The 18,134-nt window shown below is 48.8% G+C and carries 18 protein-coding genes; 1 reads left to right on the top strand and 17 read right to left on the bottom strand.

Annotated elements, in window-relative coordinates; all coding sequences use genetic code 11:
• Nucleotides 1-113: 113 nt before the first annotated feature.
• The 10 genes from HP552_RS05660 to spoIIE all read right to left on the bottom strand — a co-directional run bounded on the left by HP552_RS05660 (nucleotide 114) and on the right by spoIIE (nucleotide 13,146).
• Nucleotides 114-884, bottom strand: a complete 771-nt coding sequence (locus HP552_RS05660) for a type III pantothenate kinase (RefSeq protein ID WP_175394606.1) — start codon at nucleotides 882-884, stop codon at nucleotides 114-116.
• A gap of 6 nt (nucleotides 885-890) precedes the next feature.
• Nucleotides 891-1,757: a carboxylating nicotinate-nucleotide diphosphorylase gene (gene nadC / locus HP552_RS05665; RefSeq protein ID WP_175394607.1), complete on the bottom strand. Its 867-nt coding sequence runs from the start codon at nucleotides 1,755-1,757 to the stop codon at nucleotides 891-893.
• Nucleotides 1,754-3,373, bottom strand: a complete 1,620-nt coding sequence (gene nadB / locus HP552_RS05670; protein WP_175394608.1) for an L-aspartate oxidase — start codon at nucleotides 3,371-3,373, stop codon at nucleotides 1,754-1,756. The genes nadC and nadB overlap by 4 nt, the downstream gene beginning before the upstream one ends.
• A 35-nt stretch (nucleotides 3,374-3,408) precedes the next feature.
• The gene (gene nadA / locus HP552_RS05675) at nucleotides 3,409-4,347 is read right to left on the bottom strand and encodes a quinolinate synthase NadA (RefSeq protein WP_175394609.1); all 939 of its coding nucleotides are present in this window, start codon (nucleotides 4,345-4,347) and stop codon (nucleotides 3,409-3,411) included.
• 300 nt (nucleotides 4,348-4,647) lie between these two features.
• Nucleotides 4,648-6,693: an ATP-dependent zinc metalloprotease FtsH gene (ftsH, locus tag HP552_RS05680; protein ID WP_175394610.1), complete on the bottom strand. Its 2,046-nt coding sequence runs from the start codon at nucleotides 6,691-6,693 to the stop codon at nucleotides 4,648-4,650.
• 101 nt (nucleotides 6,694-6,794) lie between these two features.
• Nucleotides 6,795-7,334, bottom strand: coding sequence for a hypoxanthine phosphoribosyltransferase (gene hpt, locus HP552_RS05685; protein ID WP_175394611.1), 540 nt, complete (start codon nucleotides 7,332-7,334; stop codon nucleotides 6,795-6,797).
• 52 nt (nucleotides 7,335-7,386) lie between these two features.
• Entirely contained in the window at nucleotides 7,387-8,826 is a 1,440-nt protein-coding gene (gene tilS, locus HP552_RS05690) for a tRNA lysidine(34) synthetase TilS (protein ID WP_175394612.1), read from the bottom strand.
• Between the two features lie 44 nt (nucleotides 8,827-8,870).
• Nucleotides 8,871-9,818: a serine/threonine protein kinase gene (locus HP552_RS05695; RefSeq protein ID WP_175394613.1), complete on the bottom strand. Its 948-nt coding sequence runs from the start codon at nucleotides 9,816-9,818 to the stop codon at nucleotides 8,871-8,873.
• On the bottom strand, nucleotides 9,802-10,554 hold the full coding sequence (locus HP552_RS05700; protein WP_175394614.1) for a VWA domain-containing protein: 753 nt from the start codon (nucleotides 10,552-10,554) through the stop codon (nucleotides 9,802-9,804). Before HP552_RS05700 ends, HP552_RS05695 begins: the two co-directional genes overlap by 17 nt.
• 84 nt (nucleotides 10,555-10,638) lie before the next feature.
• Nucleotides 10,639-13,146 carry a stage II sporulation protein E gene (spoIIE, locus tag HP552_RS05705; protein ID WP_175394615.1) on the bottom strand — a complete coding sequence of 836 codons (2,508 nt, stop codon included), beginning with the start codon at nucleotides 13,144-13,146 and terminating at the stop codon, nucleotides 10,639-10,641.
• 205 nt (nucleotides 13,147-13,351) lie between these two features.
• Here spoIIE and HP552_RS05710 point away from each other — a divergent pair, with 205 nt between their 5' ends.
• Nucleotides 13,352-13,576 (top strand): hypothetical protein, encoded by a 225-nt coding sequence (locus HP552_RS05710; RefSeq protein ID WP_175394616.1) that lies wholly within the window; start codon nucleotides 13,352-13,354, stop codon nucleotides 13,574-13,576.
• A 96-nt stretch (nucleotides 13,577-13,672) separates the two neighbouring features.
• On the opposite strand, the gene HP552_RS05715 is transcribed toward HP552_RS05710, so the two are convergent.
• The 7 genes from HP552_RS05715 to yabN all read right to left on the bottom strand — a co-directional run bounded on the left by HP552_RS05715 (nucleotide 13,673) and on the right by yabN (nucleotide 18,118).
• Nucleotides 13,673-14,197, bottom strand: coding sequence for a S1 domain-containing RNA-binding protein (locus HP552_RS05715; protein WP_095293365.1), 525 nt, complete (start codon nucleotides 14,195-14,197; stop codon nucleotides 13,673-13,675).
• A gap of 199 nt (nucleotides 14,198-14,396) precedes the next feature.
• Entirely contained in the window at nucleotides 14,397-14,732 is a 336-nt protein-coding gene (locus HP552_RS05720) for an FtsB family cell division protein (RefSeq protein WP_175394617.1), read from the bottom strand.
• A 12-nt stretch (nucleotides 14,733-14,744) separates the two neighbouring features.
• Complete coding sequence (gene yabQ / locus HP552_RS05725; RefSeq protein WP_175394618.1) at nucleotides 14,745-15,314, bottom strand: spore cortex biosynthesis protein YabQ; 570 nt, start codon at nucleotides 15,312-15,314, stop codon at nucleotides 14,745-14,747.
• Nucleotides 15,311-15,595: a sporulation protein YabP gene (gene yabP, locus HP552_RS05730; protein ID WP_175394619.1), complete on the bottom strand. Its 285-nt coding sequence runs from the start codon at nucleotides 15,593-15,595 to the stop codon at nucleotides 15,311-15,313. Before yabP ends, yabQ begins: the two co-directional genes overlap by 4 nt.
• Nucleotides 15,596-15,770: 175 nt before the next feature.
• Nucleotides 15,771-16,049 carry an RNA-binding S4 domain-containing protein gene (locus HP552_RS05735; RefSeq protein ID WP_095293361.1) on the bottom strand — a complete coding sequence of 93 codons (279 nt, stop codon included), beginning with the start codon at nucleotides 16,047-16,049 and terminating at the stop codon, nucleotides 15,771-15,773.
• A complete protein-coding gene (locus HP552_RS05740; protein WP_017691362.1) occupies nucleotides 16,049-16,321 on the bottom strand; it encodes an HU family DNA-binding protein in 273 nt (90 codons plus the stop codon). Before HP552_RS05740 ends, HP552_RS05735 begins: the two co-directional genes overlap by 1 nt.
• A gap of 303 nt (nucleotides 16,322-16,624) precedes the next feature.
• Nucleotides 16,625-18,118 (bottom strand): bifunctional methyltransferase/pyrophosphohydrolase YabN, encoded by a 1,494-nt coding sequence (yabN, locus tag HP552_RS05745; RefSeq protein WP_175394620.1) that lies wholly within the window; start codon nucleotides 18,116-18,118, stop codon nucleotides 16,625-16,627.
• Between the last annotated feature and the right edge of the window lie 16 nt (nucleotides 18,119-18,134).

Here is an 18,134-nt window from a genome sequence, read left to right on the forward strand (position 1 = left end):
ACGTTGAACTGTGTGAATCATTCGTTTAACTTATAACTTCGTTCAATTTACAGAAAAAACGGCACATTACATAAGACTGTTAAAAATCAGCCCGCTGTATGCCGTCTCTTTCCTTACCTTTCCCGGTTCCGCTCATAAATGATACGCAGCCCTTCAAGCGTAAGCAGCGGATCGACTTCCTCGATGCTGCGGGTTTCCTCTGCAATCAGTGGTGCAAGTCCCCCGGTTGCAATGACTTTGGGCTGTGCGCCCATCTCTTCCCGAATGCGCTCAACAATCCCGTCGACCTGTCCAGCATAGCCATAAATAATGCCTGCCTGCATGGCATGTACGGTATTGCGTCCAATGACCTTCTTCGGCTTCTCCAGTTCAATGCGAGGCAGCTTGGAAGCCCGCTCATAGAGCGCTTCGGTGGCAATATGAATCCCCGGTACGATGGCCCCACCCAGATAGTGGCCTTTTTCATCAATGCAGTCAAATGTCGTAGCTGTACCGAAATCAACGACCACAAGTGGACCACCGTATTTTTCAACGGCTGCCACGGCATTCACAATACGATCTGCGCCTACCTCGCGCGGATTCTCATACCTCAGGTTCAGACCCGTTTTGATACCAGGTCCTACAACCATGGGTTTTTTACCAACATATTTTTCACACATCGCTTCCATGACATGTACCAGCGGAGGAACCACCGATGAGATGATTACTCCTTCAATGTCGCGGGTTGATATATCCGACATATGAAATAAATTATAAATCAATACGCCGTATTCATCCACTGTCGACTGACGGGATGTACTCAAGCGAAAATGATGGAGCAACGCCCGGCCTTGATACACGCCGAGTACGATATTGCTGTTGCCCACGTCTACAACAAGAATCAAAGAGGTTCACCCCTCTTTCTTTTCGTTTAAATCCAGGCTGATGTCGAGGCTCTCGAAAGAATAGGTTAACCTTCCAACCGAAATTACATCCACACCACTCTCGGCAATCCCCCGGATGGTATCCAGAGAGACATTGCCCGATGCTTCCACCTTCACATGTGGAGCCTGTTCGTGAATAACTGCAACGGCTTCACGCATCTGATCCGGGTGCATATTGTCCAGCATAATGATATCTGCGCCTGCCTGCAAGGCTTCCTGTACCTGTGTAAGATTTTCCGTCTCCACCTCAATGGTCATCGTATGCGGAATGACGGCCCGTGCCCGTTGCACAGCTTCTGTGATGCCGCCTGCACCCTTAATGTGGTTATCCTTGATCATAACCGCATCGTACAGTCCGAATCGATGATTGGCCCCTCCACCAATGCGGACAGCATACTTCTCAAGCATGCGATGGCCTGGTGTTGTTTTGCGAGTATCGACCAATCGCGTGGAAAGACCCTCTAATGCATCTACATACGAACGTGTGCGGGTAGCAATGCCGGACATGCGCTGCAGCAGATTCAGAGCCAGCCGTTCACCCGTCAGCAGACTGTGGGTACTTCCCTCCACTTCCACCAGTGTTGTTCCCCGTGTAACCCGGTCTCCGTCCTGCACCATCGGCTTAAAAACAAGTGTAGGGTCTACCACCTGAAATACCAGTTCAGCTACCGGTATGCCTGCAATGATTCCGTTGTCTTTGGCGTGAATGACTGCCTTGGATTGGTGGCCTGCCGGAATAGTCACACTTGTGGTAACATCCCCTGATCCAACATCCTCACGAAGCCAGTTTCTAATGGATTCAATGAGTCCTTCATTATATCCGTTCAGTATCATGACATCAATTCCTCCACAATCGCTTGTTCTCGTTGCTGCAAACTATGCTTCTGCCAAACGGCATCGTCACGCAGGGGGAAATCCTCACGGTAGTGTGCCCCTCTACTTTCCTGTCGGTGTAACGCTCCACTGGTTACCAGCCAGGCACAGGTCAAAAGGTTGGCGTATTCCATCTCTTCCTTGTGCGTAAGCACGTGGTCGAAAATGTTCATTTCGCTTCTTAGCTTATCCATGGCTTCTTGCAGATGGACACCGTTACGTCGCAGACCCACCTGACGAACCATCATCTTCTGCAGACGCAATCGCCGTTCGGAAATAGGTTGTTGTCCGGACATTATTTCATTCTCTCTGCTACGCTGTAGGGGGCTTCCTACCTGAGTTGAGTTAAGCATAGGCAGTGATTGAATACGCTCAACAATTCGATGCCCAAACACAATCGCTTCGGACAAAGAGTTGCTCGCTAATCGATTGGCTCCGTGTACCCCGGTGGACGATACCTCTCCACAAGCGAACAACCTGCCGATACTGCTCTCCCCGTTTAAGTCCGTCTTAACGCCGCCCATCATATAGTGAGCTGCAGGAGCGACCGGAATCCAGTCTGTGGTCATATCCAGTCCGTACCGCATACAGGTTTCATATATGGTAGGGAATCGATGCTTGATCATCTCAGCTGGCTCATGAGTTATATCCAGATACACAAATGTGCTGTTTGTCGTCTCCATCTCACTGACAATTGCTCTCGCTACAATATCACGCGGTGCCAGTTCAAGCTGTGCATGGTAACGTTCCATAAACCGCTCGCCTTTTATATTGCGCAAATAAGCACCTTCACCCCGTACCGCTTCAGATACCAGGAAACGTGGGGCTCCCGGATAACATAAGGAGGTCGGATGGAATTGGATGAATTCCATATCCCGAATGACTGCACCCGCACGATAGGCCATGGCAACACCATCGGCGGTAGCCACCTCCGGATTGGTTGTGTAGCGATACAACTGCCCAGCCCCGCCGGAGCAGAGCACGGTAGCCCGTGCCTTAACGAATACCTGTGAGTCATCCGGCTTCTGAACCAGAGCCCCCACGCATTCTCCGTGATCCGTGATCAGATCGATTACAAAATGCTCATCCCATACCTCTATGCCAGGATGTTCACTTGCTTGAGCTGCAAGAGCCCTCACGATCTCATATCCAGTCGCATCTCCATTCGCATGCAAAATACGGCGGTGGCTGTGCGCACCTTCCTGCGTCAACGCCAGCTCGCCGTTCTCCACATCAAATAACGTGCCCAGACGAATCAGTTCCTTCACTCCATCCGGGCCTTCATTTACCAATGCTTCTACTGCCTCTGGGCGACATAGGCCCGCTCCAGCCACAAGTGTATCCTGCAGATGGTATGCAGGAGAGTCATCTTCAGCGATTACCGCAGCGATGCCTCCCTGTGCATAACGGGTATTGCTCTCCAATAATGACTTCTTCGTGATCATCAACACCCGGTTATGTTCGCTCGCCCTGATTGCTGTAAACAACCCAGCGATGCCGGAACCAATAACCAGTACATCCGTCTCTACCATGGGCAGTGCGGACAGATCAAAATCCACTAAATATTGCGGTATCATCCTATTCACCTGTCTCGGAGCAAGAGTAGCGCATGCTACTTCACCAGTAACATGCGCTCTAGCGATTCTCTGGCTTTGTCGGCAACGGCCGGTGGTACGTAGATTTGCGGCTTCATCGTTTCCAGGCATTTAACCAGCTTCTTCAGGTTGTTGACCTTCATATTTGGACACACAAGAAACTTGGTGGCAAAATGGAACTCTTTATCCGGGCTATCGAGACGCAGCTGATATCCAGTGCCATCTTCTGTTCCTACGATAAATTCCTTGGTCGAAGAATTTTTACAATATTCAAGGATGGCTGTCGTGCTGCCTACAAAATCCCCCATCTCCACTACTTCCGGGCGGCATTCCGGATGCACGACAAACTCGGCATTTGGATATTTTGCTCTCATCTCGACGACGTCTTTTACGGTCAGCATATCGTGAGTGTTGCAGTACCCTTCCCAGATGATCATTTTTTTGTCTGTGTGCTGCTGGACATAATGCCCCAGGTTTTTATCCGGCACCCAGATAATCTCATCGGAATCAACAGATTGAATAACTCGGACCGCATTGGCCGATGTACAACAGATGTCGGTCTCAGCCTTGATCTCCGCTGAGGAATTGATGTAAGTCACTACTTTTGCATTTGGATGCTGCGCTTTCAGTTTGCGTAATCCTTCAACATTCACCATGTCTGCCATCGGGCATCCTGCGCGTTCATCCGGAATAATAACCGTTTTGTTCGGGGCAAGAATTTTAGCGCTTTCACCCATAAAATGAACCCCACAGAACACAATGACATCCGCGTCAGTTTGTGCGGCCTTCTGGGCAAGCAGGAATGAATCTCCGCGAAAGTCGGCGACTTCCTGTACTTCGTCACGTTGGTAATAATGAGCAAGAATAATAGCGTTACGTTCCTTCTTCAACTCCATCAGCCGCTCTCGCAGCTCCCGGTTCATCTCAGCCTTGCGCTCTAAAGCCAGAGCTTCCACCTGTGATCCTCTCCTTTAACGGGACAGCGCCATGCGCTGTTTCCTGTGACTATCTGCGTCGTTATTTTCGCTTGAGAAACGAATCACAAGCGGTTTAACAACTAATGTACACAACGTTCACGACTCTGTCAATAAATGAAAAGGATACAGAACAACGCTCTAATCATCCATTTCCTGCGTAGTTCGCGCTCTAGCTCGCAGTTATCATTATCTCTGCAATTTGAATAATGCGGACAAAAAAAGAGAGCCTTTCGGCTCTCCTCTTATCTGTTCCAAGAAACAGATTGTGTAGCATTTAGATTAAGATGTCGGCTTCGTCCCGCCATCATCCGGATCATTGCTGTTGCCTTTATCCAGATTCGGAGCATCGTTAGGGATATCTCCTGCTGGAGGCTCAGGTGTTTCATCTTTGCCTTGAATACGAACGCGCACATCACCGATGTTGTCGACGATTGGCTCTCCGCCTTCATTTGGCGTACCTTCATTATCATTATCGCTCTCCGCTTTTGGAGAAAGGGAACCTGTCTCGATCAATTGTTTGATCTGATCCATTTCCAGTGTCTCCACTTCAAGCAACGTTTGAGCGATCAGATGCATTTCTTTTGTATGTTTTACGAGCAAGTCTTTACATTTCTCATAACATTCATTGATAAAGCGCTGCATTTCCTGATCAATCTCATAGGCAATGGAATCCGAGTAATTCTGTTCATGTCCGATATCCCGTCCAAGGAATACCTGTCCTTGTGAACTTCCGAATTGCATAGGTCCCAATTTCTCACTCATACCGTACTCCATAACCATGCTGCGAACAATACCTGTCGCTTGTTGGAAGTCACTGTATGCGCCAGTACCAATTTCACCAATGAACAGTTCTTCTGCCACGCGACCTCCGAGGAGTCCCGTAACTTTGTCCAGAAGTTCTTGCTTGGTAACCAGCATGCGATCTTCTTTTGGCAACATGATTACATATCCACCCGCACGTCCGCGCGGAATAATGGTCACTTTATGTACCATATCGGCATGTTCCAGGAAGTATCCTACGATGGTATGACCTGCCTCGTGATAAGCAACGATCCGTTTCTCGCGATCGCTGATGACACGGCTTTTCTTCTCCGTACCTACGATGACACGGTCAATTGCCTCGTCAACTTCTTTCATGGAAATGTCTCTGCGGTTACGGCGTGCTGCAAGCAATGCCGCTTCGTTCAAGAGATTTTCAAGATCCGCACCAGAGAAGCCTGTCGTACGCTTCGCAATAATGTCCAGCTTCACATCTTTGGTGAGTGGTTTGTTGCGGGAGTGTACTTTCAGTACAGCTTCACGGCCTTTTACATCAGGGCGGTCAACCGTAATTTGACGGTCAAAACGTCCCGGACGCAGCAAGGCAGGGTCCAGAATGTCTGCACGGTTGGTTGCAGCAACAATGATAATTCCCTCATTGGCTCCAAATCCGTCCATTTCAACGAGCAACTGGTTAAGCGTTTGTTCACGTTCATCGTGACCACCGCCAAGGCCAGCTCCACGCTGACGGCCTACTGCATCAATCTCGTCAATAAAGATGATACATGGGGCATTTTTCTTCGCATTTTCAAACAAGTCACGTACACGGGATGCACCGACACCGACAAACATTTCGACGAAGTCGGAACCCGAGATACTGAAGAAAGGTACACCCGCTTCACCGGCAACGGCACGAGCGAGCAACGTTTTACCAGTACCCGGTGGCCCCACGAGCAGTACGCCCTTAGGAATCCGTGCACCTACAGCTGCGAATTTGCGAGGATCCTTGAGGAAGTCAACGACCTCAACCAGTTCCTGCTTCTCTTCATCCGCACCTGCGACGTCTTCAAATGTAACCCGCTTCTTCTCTTCGTTGTAGAGACGGGCACGGCTTTTACCAAAGTTCATTACTTTGCCGCCGCCGCCTTGCGCCTGATTGAACAGGAAGAAGAACAGCAGGAACATAATGATCAAAGGAATAAAGGATGTCAGAAGTGTCAGCCAGATGCTGTCACCTCTCATTGGCTCCTGATTCAACTTGAAATTATTAGCTTCACTTGCCGCTACAAGTTCACTAATCGCTTCATCCGTAGGAGGAATGTACGTTGAGAAATTTTCTGATTTGGCTTCGCTAGGCTTCTCTCTATATTGACCGGTCACAAGAAAAGACTGACCGTCGAATTGAACCGTCAATTCCGAGATGTTGTTCGCCTTAACCGCCGTGCGCAACTGATCATATCTAGGATTATCTGTGGCTTCGCCGCCATTGCTGACGAACTGCACTATGCCCACCACGACTAAAAAAAGAATCAAATAAAAACCAGAATTCCGGATGAACCGATTCATCCCCTACCTCCTCTCGAGACACTTTAATTATTTTAACATAGCCCGACATGGCTTCTCAACAGAAGCCACAAGCAGATCAGGGCTTGGAGCTAGCATTTGCATTAACTGCTGTATACTTCCGGTTTCAAAATCCCGATGTAAGGGAGGTTCCGGTACTTCTCGGCATAATCCAGACCATATCCAACGATAAACGCGTCAGGAATGTCAAAGCCGGTGTAATGAGCTTCAAGCTCAACCTTGCGGCCTGAAGGCTTGTCAAAAAGCGTAACCACTCGCACGGATTCGGCGCCGCGATTTTGGAGCAGTTCAATTAAGTAACTGAGCGTCAGTCCACTGTCGATAATATCCTCCACAATGAGAACCTCACGTCCTTCAACCGAAACGTCGAGATCTTTGATGATCTTAACAACGCCCGACGTTTTGGTGGATGCTCCATAACTGGATACTGCCATGAAATCCATCTCAACAGGTACCGTTATGTTTTTAACCAAATCAGCCATAAATATAAACGCACCCTTGAGCACACAAATGACCAAAGGATTGCGACCTGCATATTCGGCACTTAGTGTTGCGCCTAATTCCTTGACTTTACTTTGAATTTCTTCTTCACTGATCAATACTTCCTGAATGTCGTTCTGCAACTGTGCGAACCTCCTAAGTTATACTATGAAAGCCTTACCTGAACCATAACCACTACCCCTGAATCGCTGAATTGCCTACAGTCATGTACAGGATGGCGGAAGTATCCTCCTTCACCGGTGCAATACTTGATCGGCGAACACCCGGCAACCAGACAATGTTGCCTGCTCCATCACAAACCACAGGAATAAGTGGACGGACAGAGGGGGGGATTTTTTCATCGATGAAAATATTTTTCACCTTTTTGCTTCCGTTTAATCCCATGACTTTCATGGTATCTCCAGGTAACCGTGAACGCACAACCAGCGGCATGAGCAGTTGATCCGCATCAAATGCGGCCTGATCCGCCGATTCCGGTACAATATAGTCCTCGGGACTCATAGGAATGATCCGAAGATATCGGTCAATCTCCCTGAGTGAAAGCTCATAAGTTCCGTTCCATTGCACGAGACGATACTCGAAAGATTGATCCTGTACGTCCGTCCGTTTGCCGAAGGATACCAGATCATACTCCCGGGTACAAGCGAGTGTCTGTCCTATATCTAGGCTCCAGGTCTTCGCATAAGGCTGGGTCACCTTGCGGCGAATGGTTTCGATACGGGTAAAGTCGACAAAATCACTGTCCAAAGGCAGATAATTCAATATTAGTTTAATCAACCTTCGTTGTAAAGCGACATGTAACTTCAAAAAGGAAGGCACCTCAAAGGTTTGCCTTCCGCCGTTCACCTGCACTAGACACCTGTATGCGTCATATGCACCTTGCTCCATGAAATCGTCTTCATCGCCCACAATTTCGGCAAGCCGATTCAAAGACGGCGTGAGCTGTCCATTATACTGCCCCAAAAAAGGAAGCACATCCAAGCGAATGGCGTTGCGCCGATATTTACGCAGGGAATTGCTTTCATCCATAAAGTACAGAAATCCCTGAGTATTACAAGCTTCTACAAGGTCTGTCTTGTTTATACGAAGACATGGACGAATAAGTTCCACATTTTTTTCGTGCCGTTTAAACTTCATTCCCGCCAGCCCCGATAGTCCGCTGCCACGCAATAAATGAAGCATGACTGTCTCTGCCTGATCATCCGCATGATGTGCAAGAGCGATGCTTGCCGCACCGTATTTCTCAGCCACTTCATGCAGAAATGCATATCGCCTATCGCGTGCTGCTTCCTGCGGTCCCTGACCGGTAAGCTTCATATAAGAAGGTATATCAACCTTTGCGCACTCAAACGGGATATTTAGCTGATCTGCCAGTTTCCCGACCATTTCAGCCTCATCATCAGATTCAATGCGAAATCCATGATGCACATGAGCACAGACCAGTTCCAGTGGAACATGTGTTGTGCTGATCTCATGCATAATATGCAAAAAAGCCACCGAGTCCGGTCCGCCCGATACAGCGACGATGATCCGATCCCCGGGAACCCATAACTGATGCTCTTCCGCTGCCTCCAGCACGTGATTCACCAGCTTGTTCCAGCGTAAAGCCTCCATACCTGTTCCTCATTCCTAGCGTTATGTATATGCACTTGTATAGATTAGAATCGCAGTGCATAGATGAGTACCCCAATAAGTAATATAACGGATATAGCGAATGCATTTTTCAGCCAGCGTGGTGTCGAGCTTGATGATCGCCGGCGAAGAGGTGCAGGCCGGGCCATCATGTCTTTCCAAACTTTAGCTGCATGCCCGGCATCGCGGAACTGTCCCCGAAGCGCCTGAATCGTCCAGTTTCGAAACGGCCGCATCCGTTCGCTGCGCTCCACCAGAGCCGTGAGCTGGTTAACACTCCGCAATTGTGGCAATCCTTCGGCAGCCAGTGCCTTGAGCGCATCCCCCTCCAGTACATGAATCAATAACAATGCGAAAGCGAAAACATCGTAGGTACCATCTGCTGTCCGACTTCCACCATTCCAGAATCCCCTGTCATACCATTCGGTAAACTGTTTCACACTTCGTCCAATGGATGTTACACCACCATAATCAATAAGCTCCACCTGACCAAAATCGGACACCAGTACGTTCTGAGGTTTAAGATCACCAAATACCCAGCCCGCCTGATGCAATTGTGCCAGCTTCTGTAGAAGTCTAAGCCCCACCAAAAGTGTCCAGTCTGTCCCTTGACGCCGAATGAAGTGATGCAGAGCCTCACCCCGAACATAACGCATCACATAAAAGGGAATGTCCCTTCCCTGTATGGCATAGTCGTCCACATCCTTAAGATAGGATGGAATACCACTTTGCTTAAGGGCCTCATGATTACGCTGCAGCTGAAACGATTTGAGCACATTCACCTCTGATTGCAGATCAACCGGATCAAATCCCATCTTTAGTGCATAGTGCTTGCCATTCTCACCCCGCTGGACAAGAAAAACGATGCCGTTGGCGCCTTTGCCCAGCAGCTTGCGAATCGTATAACGGCTGCGATTCCATTTCCCCGTGATTACTGTTCCTGGGGGGAAAGAGGCATCAGACAACGTTGTCACCGAGCATCCCTTCTCTTTCAATGCGATAGTTCCCTTCTATTTCCTGCTGTCCCTCCAGTGTACCATAACGGTAAAAATCAATCACCTTCTGAATCGCAGGACCTGTCGGCGTTGCACCCTTCATCTGCAGACGTCCAAACAGGGAACGAACACTGCCCAGATCAGATGTCCAGTTGATGTCCATCACCGCTTCTTCTCCACTATGACGACCCGGGAAATGAAACACCGAGATCCGGCTTTGCCCTACACGCGCCTGCAAACTCAGCATCAGATCCCGGATTCCTTCTTCCACAGCGGCGAGCTTTGGCTTCATGCTTGCACTTACATCAATTAAAAGGATGACCTGCAGAGGGGTGGTTTCAGCCAAATGATCCATCACTTCCACCACCTGTGCACGCTGAGCAGGTTCAAGGTCGGTTACGGTTTTGGAAGTCTTATCTCCCAGAATTTGTGTTAGCTCTTTATTAACCGCCTGCTGAATGGTCTGAACCACTGTTTTTCTCGTCATCATCTGCATCGTATGGGCAAGCTGCCTTGTACCAACAATCTGGCTGATTCCACCTCCGGCTTTGGCAATATCCTCAATCTCCCGGCTGCCCAGCTCGCCAATCGTTCCGTAATCTATAACCCCAACCACATTGACGGTGATCCCCTCTTCACGGGCTTCTGCTGCCGCCAGCACTGGACTTGTACCTACATTAGAACAACCGTCGGTGATCAACAAGATCTGTTTCATCCGAATCCCTCCGTTTTTCGTTACTCTCCAACTCTATGACTAGCATTGCCAGAATGAAGAGACTTCAAACAGAGAAAGATACAATTAACTGACGGTACGTGGGCGCTCCATCCGGCTAATGCCAGGTACTCGCAGCGTGGCCCATTCCGGGCGATAATGTTCAACTTTTCCTACAACGACGGTCATGTCATCCATAATCTCATGCTGTTGATATCGAATTACACTCTCGAGCAGGCAGTCGGCCACCTCCTGTGGGTCATCACTATCAATCTCCTGAATGAGACGTTTCATCCATAATTCCTTGTTGACGGCATACCCCGGTGCATCATAGATGCCATCTGTCATCATGATCAGTATATCGCCTGGTTGAAGCTGTACGGTGACCAGGTCCACTTCGATATCTTTGATAATGCCAATCGGCAAGTTGCTGGCTGATACCTGAATAACCTCCTGTCCGCGTTTAATAAAGCTCGGTGTCGAGCCGATTTTCATAAAGGTGGTCTCTGCTGTATATTCATCGATCAGAGCCATGTCCACTGTGGCATACATCTCTTCGGGAGAGCGCAGCATAAGCACGGAATTCACGGATTTGATCGCCAGCTTCTCGTCCATGCCGGATTGAAGCAGCTGTTCCAGTATATTTAACGCCGCACTGCTCTCCATGCGTGCCCGTTCTCCGTTGCCCATACCATCACTGAGGGCTACCGCAAATGTACCGTTTCCCAATTCAACTGTACTGAAGCTGTCTCCGGACAGCATATCTCCCCCTTTGGCAGCTGCAGCTACCCCGGTAGTCACTTCATAGGTTTTGGCTGAGCCGAATGTTACGGTAGCCAGGCCCTGACGATGATCTGTCATCGTTTCATGCAAGACGGCAATATGCTCGTCCAGGACATCCGAGATCAGCGGTGCAATCATTTTCCGGCATTCATCGAATCCCCGTGTGTAGGCATGAACAATCTCAATCTCCACGTTGCCTGCCTCCAAATTGATGATTTCAATTGAATGAATGGACAGGCCCAGCGATTCCAGTGCATCCCGAATCTGTTCCTCCTGCTGTACCATTTCCTCGCTTTCCCGTTGAATTTCTTTGGCCAGGTCCTCCATTACCTGAGATACTCCAGACAATTGCTCGGCAACCAGCTGCCGGCTATCCACGATCTGACGCTTCCATTGCATATTATGCTGGTACAGCCCATACTGGGCACGCATAACCTCGAGCACCTCCTCCGGTTTGGCACATACCCTGTTCCACTCTACCGGAATCTGTTTCCCAGACATCTCCGGATTGGCCTCAATGGAACTCATGACATCCGTCATATATTTATAGGTTTGAATAAACTTCGCATCCCAGCACTGGGTTCGTTTGAAGCAGCCTGCGCATGTTCCCTCGGCTACCGCATTCATAAAGTGTTCCATCCCGCCTTCGTTCTGTACCGGTTCCCCGGTGCCTGACATCTGATCAAAGCTGCGTGAGAGCTGACGGAACACCTGCGAGAAACGGGTTACCCGTTCTGCCGTAATATCCCGAATCCGTTTCGCATATTCATGCTGCGATTTGGTATGGTCCTGGGTGCCCGGCACATATTTGGATATGGCCGTCATCATGCTTTTTGGTGTAATCATGAACAGAACGATGGCTGCACATGTTTCCCACAATGAATGCATCACGTCGCCTGGACCGCCCAGATAAATGGACAGAATGGAGGAGCCCAGCAGCATGCCCAGTGCAACCCCCGCACGTTTGCCTTCCTTCAACATACCCGCCAGCATCCCGGCAAAAGCAAGCAAACTCATCTGGTAGACGGCCGACATATCGGCCAGACTTAGGATAAGGCCCGTAATGACCCCGACCGATGCACCAAGGGGGGCTCCGCCCACCAGCGCGAAGATCAGTATCAAATAACGAGAGAGCATATGCTCCACGGAAAGGGACTGAATGGTCCAGCCTACCGCTCCTGTCATGACCGAGGCCAGCAATATGATTAGACAGAGGATTTCCTCGCTCTTTAGGTTGAATTTCTTTTTGCGATACGTAAAAATCGGTATGGCTTGTATAAAAACCAGGGTAAGTACGAAGCTGAGTACAGAGTCCATCGTGAGCATCAACATGGCGTACCAGCTGAAAGACGGCCCAATCACAACGGCGAATAACTTGACCATAAAAGTTGTCGTAAACACCATCGTTGGTGCATAAGATAGTTCAGCACGATCGTAAGACTCCAGTCCACGGAAGAGCAGATAGAAGATGGCCATCTCGGATGCTACAATCAGAGGAACTGGGAACGGGGCAAACAAACTTCCTGCCAACAAAGCAGCCCCAACGGGGATAATGTAATCCCTGCGCATAAAGGCAATAACCGCGAAGTAGGCAATCGCAAAGGGCGATAATTCATTCAATATCATGGCTTTTCCCAATAAGAATCCCATGAACGTGAGGAGCAGCACCCATTTGCGTGCAGCAACGACCTGGACAGCCTTGCGGGAGCTAATCCACTGTTTGAGACGTACAGACAGCTCCTCCCGAGCTTCGGTACCCCCTTTGCCAGCTTTCATTCCCGGAAATTGAATGACATTCCACTTTTCCATCATCCCAAGGCACCCCATTCGATTAATTGTTTTCGTGTTTCATTCTCGATGGTTCTGATTATAGATAGATTAGAAGACGTAGTTTGTCACAATAGGTGGACAGGGTTGAAAAAGTTTACGACAAAAGAAACAGGCCTGGCGCGGAGGAGCAAAACCCCCGGCCTTATTGCTATTCCCTCCTTTACGTCATGATCCACTGGAGATAGGGTTGTCTGATTTTGAACCGGTTTTGTTCTGGCAGAAACATGAATTGGGCGGGATAACTGCGGAATGGCATGGAAATGTGTCGGTAAAAAATGGAAGACGACAAATGTTCTTATTTCCTTTGAATCCTGCGCGAAAAAAACGCAATGTGGGGCGATACTTTACAAAAAAGGCTACAAATCCGTTCCAATGGGCAGAGCCGACGGTAATCCCCAAAAAGTTTAAATAGGAAGTCGAGTGAAGGAATAACCGATAAAACGCAAAAAAGCCGTCGACCCTAACGGGCTAACGGCTTTTCTTATATTTTAAATCAGGTTGAGACAGATTACACGCGCTTGGCTCCACGGCCTCCGCGTTTGCCCTCTGTGTTCTTCTTGAGCGAAGAGATGCGTTCTTCGCTATCTTTCAGGAAGCGTGACATTTTATCCTCAAATGAAGGTTTGCCTGCTGCGGGCTTGAAAGAACGGCCTCCACGGTCACGGTTAAATCCACCGCCGCCGCCACGGCCTTGGCCGCCACTTGGGCCTCCACCGCTGAATCGTTCGCGATCTCCTCCACTGCGTTCCGGTCTTGGAGCTCTTGGGGGTCTGGATTGTGTTTGTTGCTCAACCGGTTTGTCAACAGCTTGCTTAATGGAAAGTCCGATTTTGCCATCCTTGTCAACATTGATGACCTTCACTGTAACGACGTCATTAAGTTTCAGGTGGTCGTTGACATCTTTGACATAATTGTCGGCGATTTCCGAGATGTGAACGAGACCCGTGACACCTCCTGACAGATCCACAAATGCTCCAAAATGCGTGATGCCTGTCACCTTGCCCTCTAACTTGGTGCCCACTTCAATTGCCATAGAATAAAATGATCCTCCCTTAAAAATATACAACCCGATTTTTGAAATGCCAAAATCAATGCTGTGCTAAATGTAATTATACCTTATGCCGTAAACCAAGGTCAACAGAGCTCTACCCTGTAAGGGAGCCTATTTTTAACAGTATGACGGCTTCAGATATATGGATAATAACCCTTGCTCTGTCATGAGCACAATTCCATCAGTTCCCTGACTCTTCAACCTGGATTGGCGTCTCTTCAGGCAAATAATATCCTTTTTTCCGCGCCAGCTGTCCTATGTATTCAGGGTCCTTCAACCGGCTGACTTCATACTTCAACTGATCCAGCTTTTTCTGCGTCTCTTCCTTAGAAGCCTGCTGTGCGGCCAAGTGCGAACTCTTGTCCGAAATCTGTGCATTCTGCACCAGGAACGTATATCCTGCCCAAATGACAAACACAACCATGAATGTCATCCAGAGCATGAGGCGTCTTCGTGCGCCAGCAGATTTCCCTTGGCCTGTTGGGGCTGCAGATCTCCCCACAGGTGTTTTACCCATTATCGGACCTCCTTAAAACCAGCGTTTCCATATCGCTGCAATACTTGAACCCGCACGGATCATCCAACGGGGCGTTACCCAATGTTTCAGGAGCGGCCTAAACATCCAGCGGAACAACTTGCCGAAAGGTACCAAACATTGCAATACCAGCTTGCCCAGGAATAGCAGGATCGCGAGTACAAAACCCAATAACAAGCGTACTAGCTTGTATAATCCCTTAACTGGCATAACGAACAGGATGTTAAGGATATGTCCACACCAATGAATCAGTGTTCTTGCGAGTTTAATTAACATTACCACAAAACGCTGGGTTGTAACACTTAAAAGCCAAAAATAGAAGCAAACCCCTATAATTAGCCCCAAAAAGACATAAAACCGCAGCTGTCCGTGGTTTCCGGCGTACAGCATCCGGAAAACGAACAGCGCGGAAGCAACCCAGTACAACAGGTCGAGTGTATGCATGCTCCATCTCGGGAACCGCAGCTGACCAGACAGCACCCGGTAACTGTCGTAGGCCATTCCCATCACGATTCCCGATAACAGCATCCACGTTAATGTGATCCACTGCGTGTCCGGACTCATCGGAACATCTTGCCGAACAGGCCTTTACCGTTCTTGTTCTGGGAACCGGGGTCCAGATATTGAAGCGAACTGACTGTGCCTTCAATGGACAGCAAACCTTCCTCCAGGCTCAGGTTTTTGATATGTAAATTGTGCCCCCGGATGGTCAGATGCCCAAGTTCAGTCTGCAGCAAAAATTCCTCACTGTCGAAGCTCTCCACATTCGAGACGCCTGTCAGATCCAGCAGTTTGCGATTTTGCATGCTCAAATGATGCTGTTTCGGTTTACCGTGCTCAACCATGGCATGTACCCCTCCTTCTTACACCTAGCTTATGGAACGGAAGGCAGGAATAGAACCATCGATGATGAACGGAATGATCCGTCTTGTCCAGACACAAAAGCGCCCTTCCTGTATAGGGAAAGGCGCTTCTATATCACTTGCTTTCATTTGAAAAAGGAGCATATCGGGCAGAACATTACCAGTTCAGCCCGTTATCCTTGGCGATCGGCTCTTCCTTAACCAAGGTATAGAGGCTGCTCGCCTCATCCTTCTTGGTGCTCTCGGCAAGGCGTTCTACCTTTACGGTGACCAGCTTCTGACCGAACTGAACCGTCAGCTCATCGCCCACTTTGACAGCAGCGCTTGGCTTCGCTTCACGTCCGTTTATCAGAACACGTCCCTGTTCAGAGACGTCTTTGGCCACAGTACGGCGTTTAATCAGCCGGGAGACCTTCAGGAATTTATCAAGACGCATTATTTTACGGCTTCTTTAAGTTTGTTGCCTGCTTTGAATGCAGGAACAGTGGACTCAGGAATTACGATTTCATTCCCTGTTTGTGGGTTACGGCCGGTACGACCGGAACGTTTGCGGGTTTCAAAAGTGCCAAAGCCGATCAGTTGTACTTTGTCTCCGCTTGCGAGTGCATCTGTAATTTCTCCCAAAAAACCGTTCAATACGGATTCAACATCTTTTTTAGTCAAACCGCTTTTGGTGGAAATGTTGTTAATCAGATCTGTTTTGTTCATTTTTAAAAGCCTCCCAAATTGAAAAAAAAGTATCTGCGAATCCTGCAATCCGTTGATTGCTGCGGTTCCGCACAAGGTTTACTACACATGTATGGCTTTGGTTCTGAATTCCTGCCTCGAACCGCGACTTTTTTTGACTTAATACATACCATTGCCTAAGAATAGTCTAAGTCCAATACCCCAAACGGTATCTGATTACTCAGAAATATCCAGCACCACACATGAACACATGTTCGTATAGCATAACACACCAGATGAAATCATGGAACATGCTTATTGGAATAAGCTGCAAGTAGGAAGTGGTTATAACCCTGCCTTCTTCGCTTCTTGCCAAAATTGCTCCATCTCTTCGACATTACTGTCTGCAGGTGTCCGTCCCAATTCACGAAGGCGTTCTTCAATATATCGGAAGCGTCCTGTAAACTTGCGGTTAGTGGCTGCAAGTGCCTCTTCCGGATCCGTATCGATGAACCGAGCCACATTGGCAGTGGCAAACAGCAAGTCGCCTAATTCCAGCTTCTGCTCTTCAGCAGATTGGTTGTTCTGCACTGCTTCTTTCAGCTCAGCCAGTTCTTCTTCAATCTTGGCAAATACACCCTCGACATCATCCCAATCGAAACCGACCTTGGCTGCTTTCTTCTGCAACTTGTACCCTTTCATCAAGGCAGGCAGATCGCGGGGAATCCCATCAAGCACAGAAATGTCCTGTTGATCCAACCCTTTGCGCTTCTTCTCCTCTGCCTTCATCTGTTCCCAGTTCTGCAGTGCTTCATTCGCATTCTCCGCCTGATGTTCGCCAAATACATGGGGATGGCGGAATATGAGCTTGTCATGGAGTCCTTCGATGACATCATACACATTAAATGTGCCCACTTCCTCTTCCATCTGGGAATGCAGCAAAATCTGCAGCAATAAGTCCCCAAGCTCCTCCTTCATGTGATCCGGATCGTCCTCATCAATGGTTTCGATGACCTCGTAGGTCTCTTCAATCAGGTTCTTGCGAATGGACTGATGGGTCTGCTCCTGATCCCATGGGCATCCGCCTGGGCTGCGAAGAATGTTTACAATCTCATGCAAACGTGCAAAGGAGCGGCGACGCAGTGCATCATCCGTATTCTTTGGCACAAAGATCAGTGACAGGTTTCCGTATCCTTCAATCCGGTCCAGATCATGAAGTGGTACCTTGTGAATGACCTCCTGGTCCTTCACACCGAGGGCATGACCAACAAATACCGGGTAGTCATCCGGATATACTTCCATCAGACACAGCTTCACGTCAGACGCTGTAAACACGTCGTAAACCTGTCCAATCAGCGTATGTAACTGAGGCTGCACCAGTTCCGTACTCAGGCTGCTGGCATCCAAAAGCTGAAAGCCTTCAATAGGGTCAAATCCAAGGCGAATAAATGCTTCGTCGAGAAAGCTCTCTCCCCCCATGACACGAAGTGAAATACCCATCTGTGGGCAGCGCTCTTTCAGCAGACGTACACTTGCTTCTGCCACCATTGGATGGCCTGGCACAGCGTATACAATCTCAGTGCCTGACTCTCCCTGGCGAGCGGCTTCAATTAAACGATTTGCGATTTCATCATACACTTCCGGGAACGATGCCTTCGCCTCGTAGATGGCATCAAATGATGTCATCTCCAAACCTTCCTGCTTCAGATCATTCAATACGGGATGATCCAGTGTGCGGACATAAAGCGTGGCCGCCTGTTTCATTTTTTTGATAATACCTACTGTCAGCTGGTCTGCATCACCTGAACCGAGACCAACAACTGTTAAAGCTGCGCTCATCTTCCAACCTCCATCC

The sequence above is a fragment of the Paenibacillus xylanilyticus genome, from assembly GCF_013359935.1.
GTDB classification, from domain to species: domain Bacteria; phylum Bacillota; class Bacilli; order Paenibacillales; family Paenibacillaceae; genus Paenibacillus; species Paenibacillus xylanilyticus.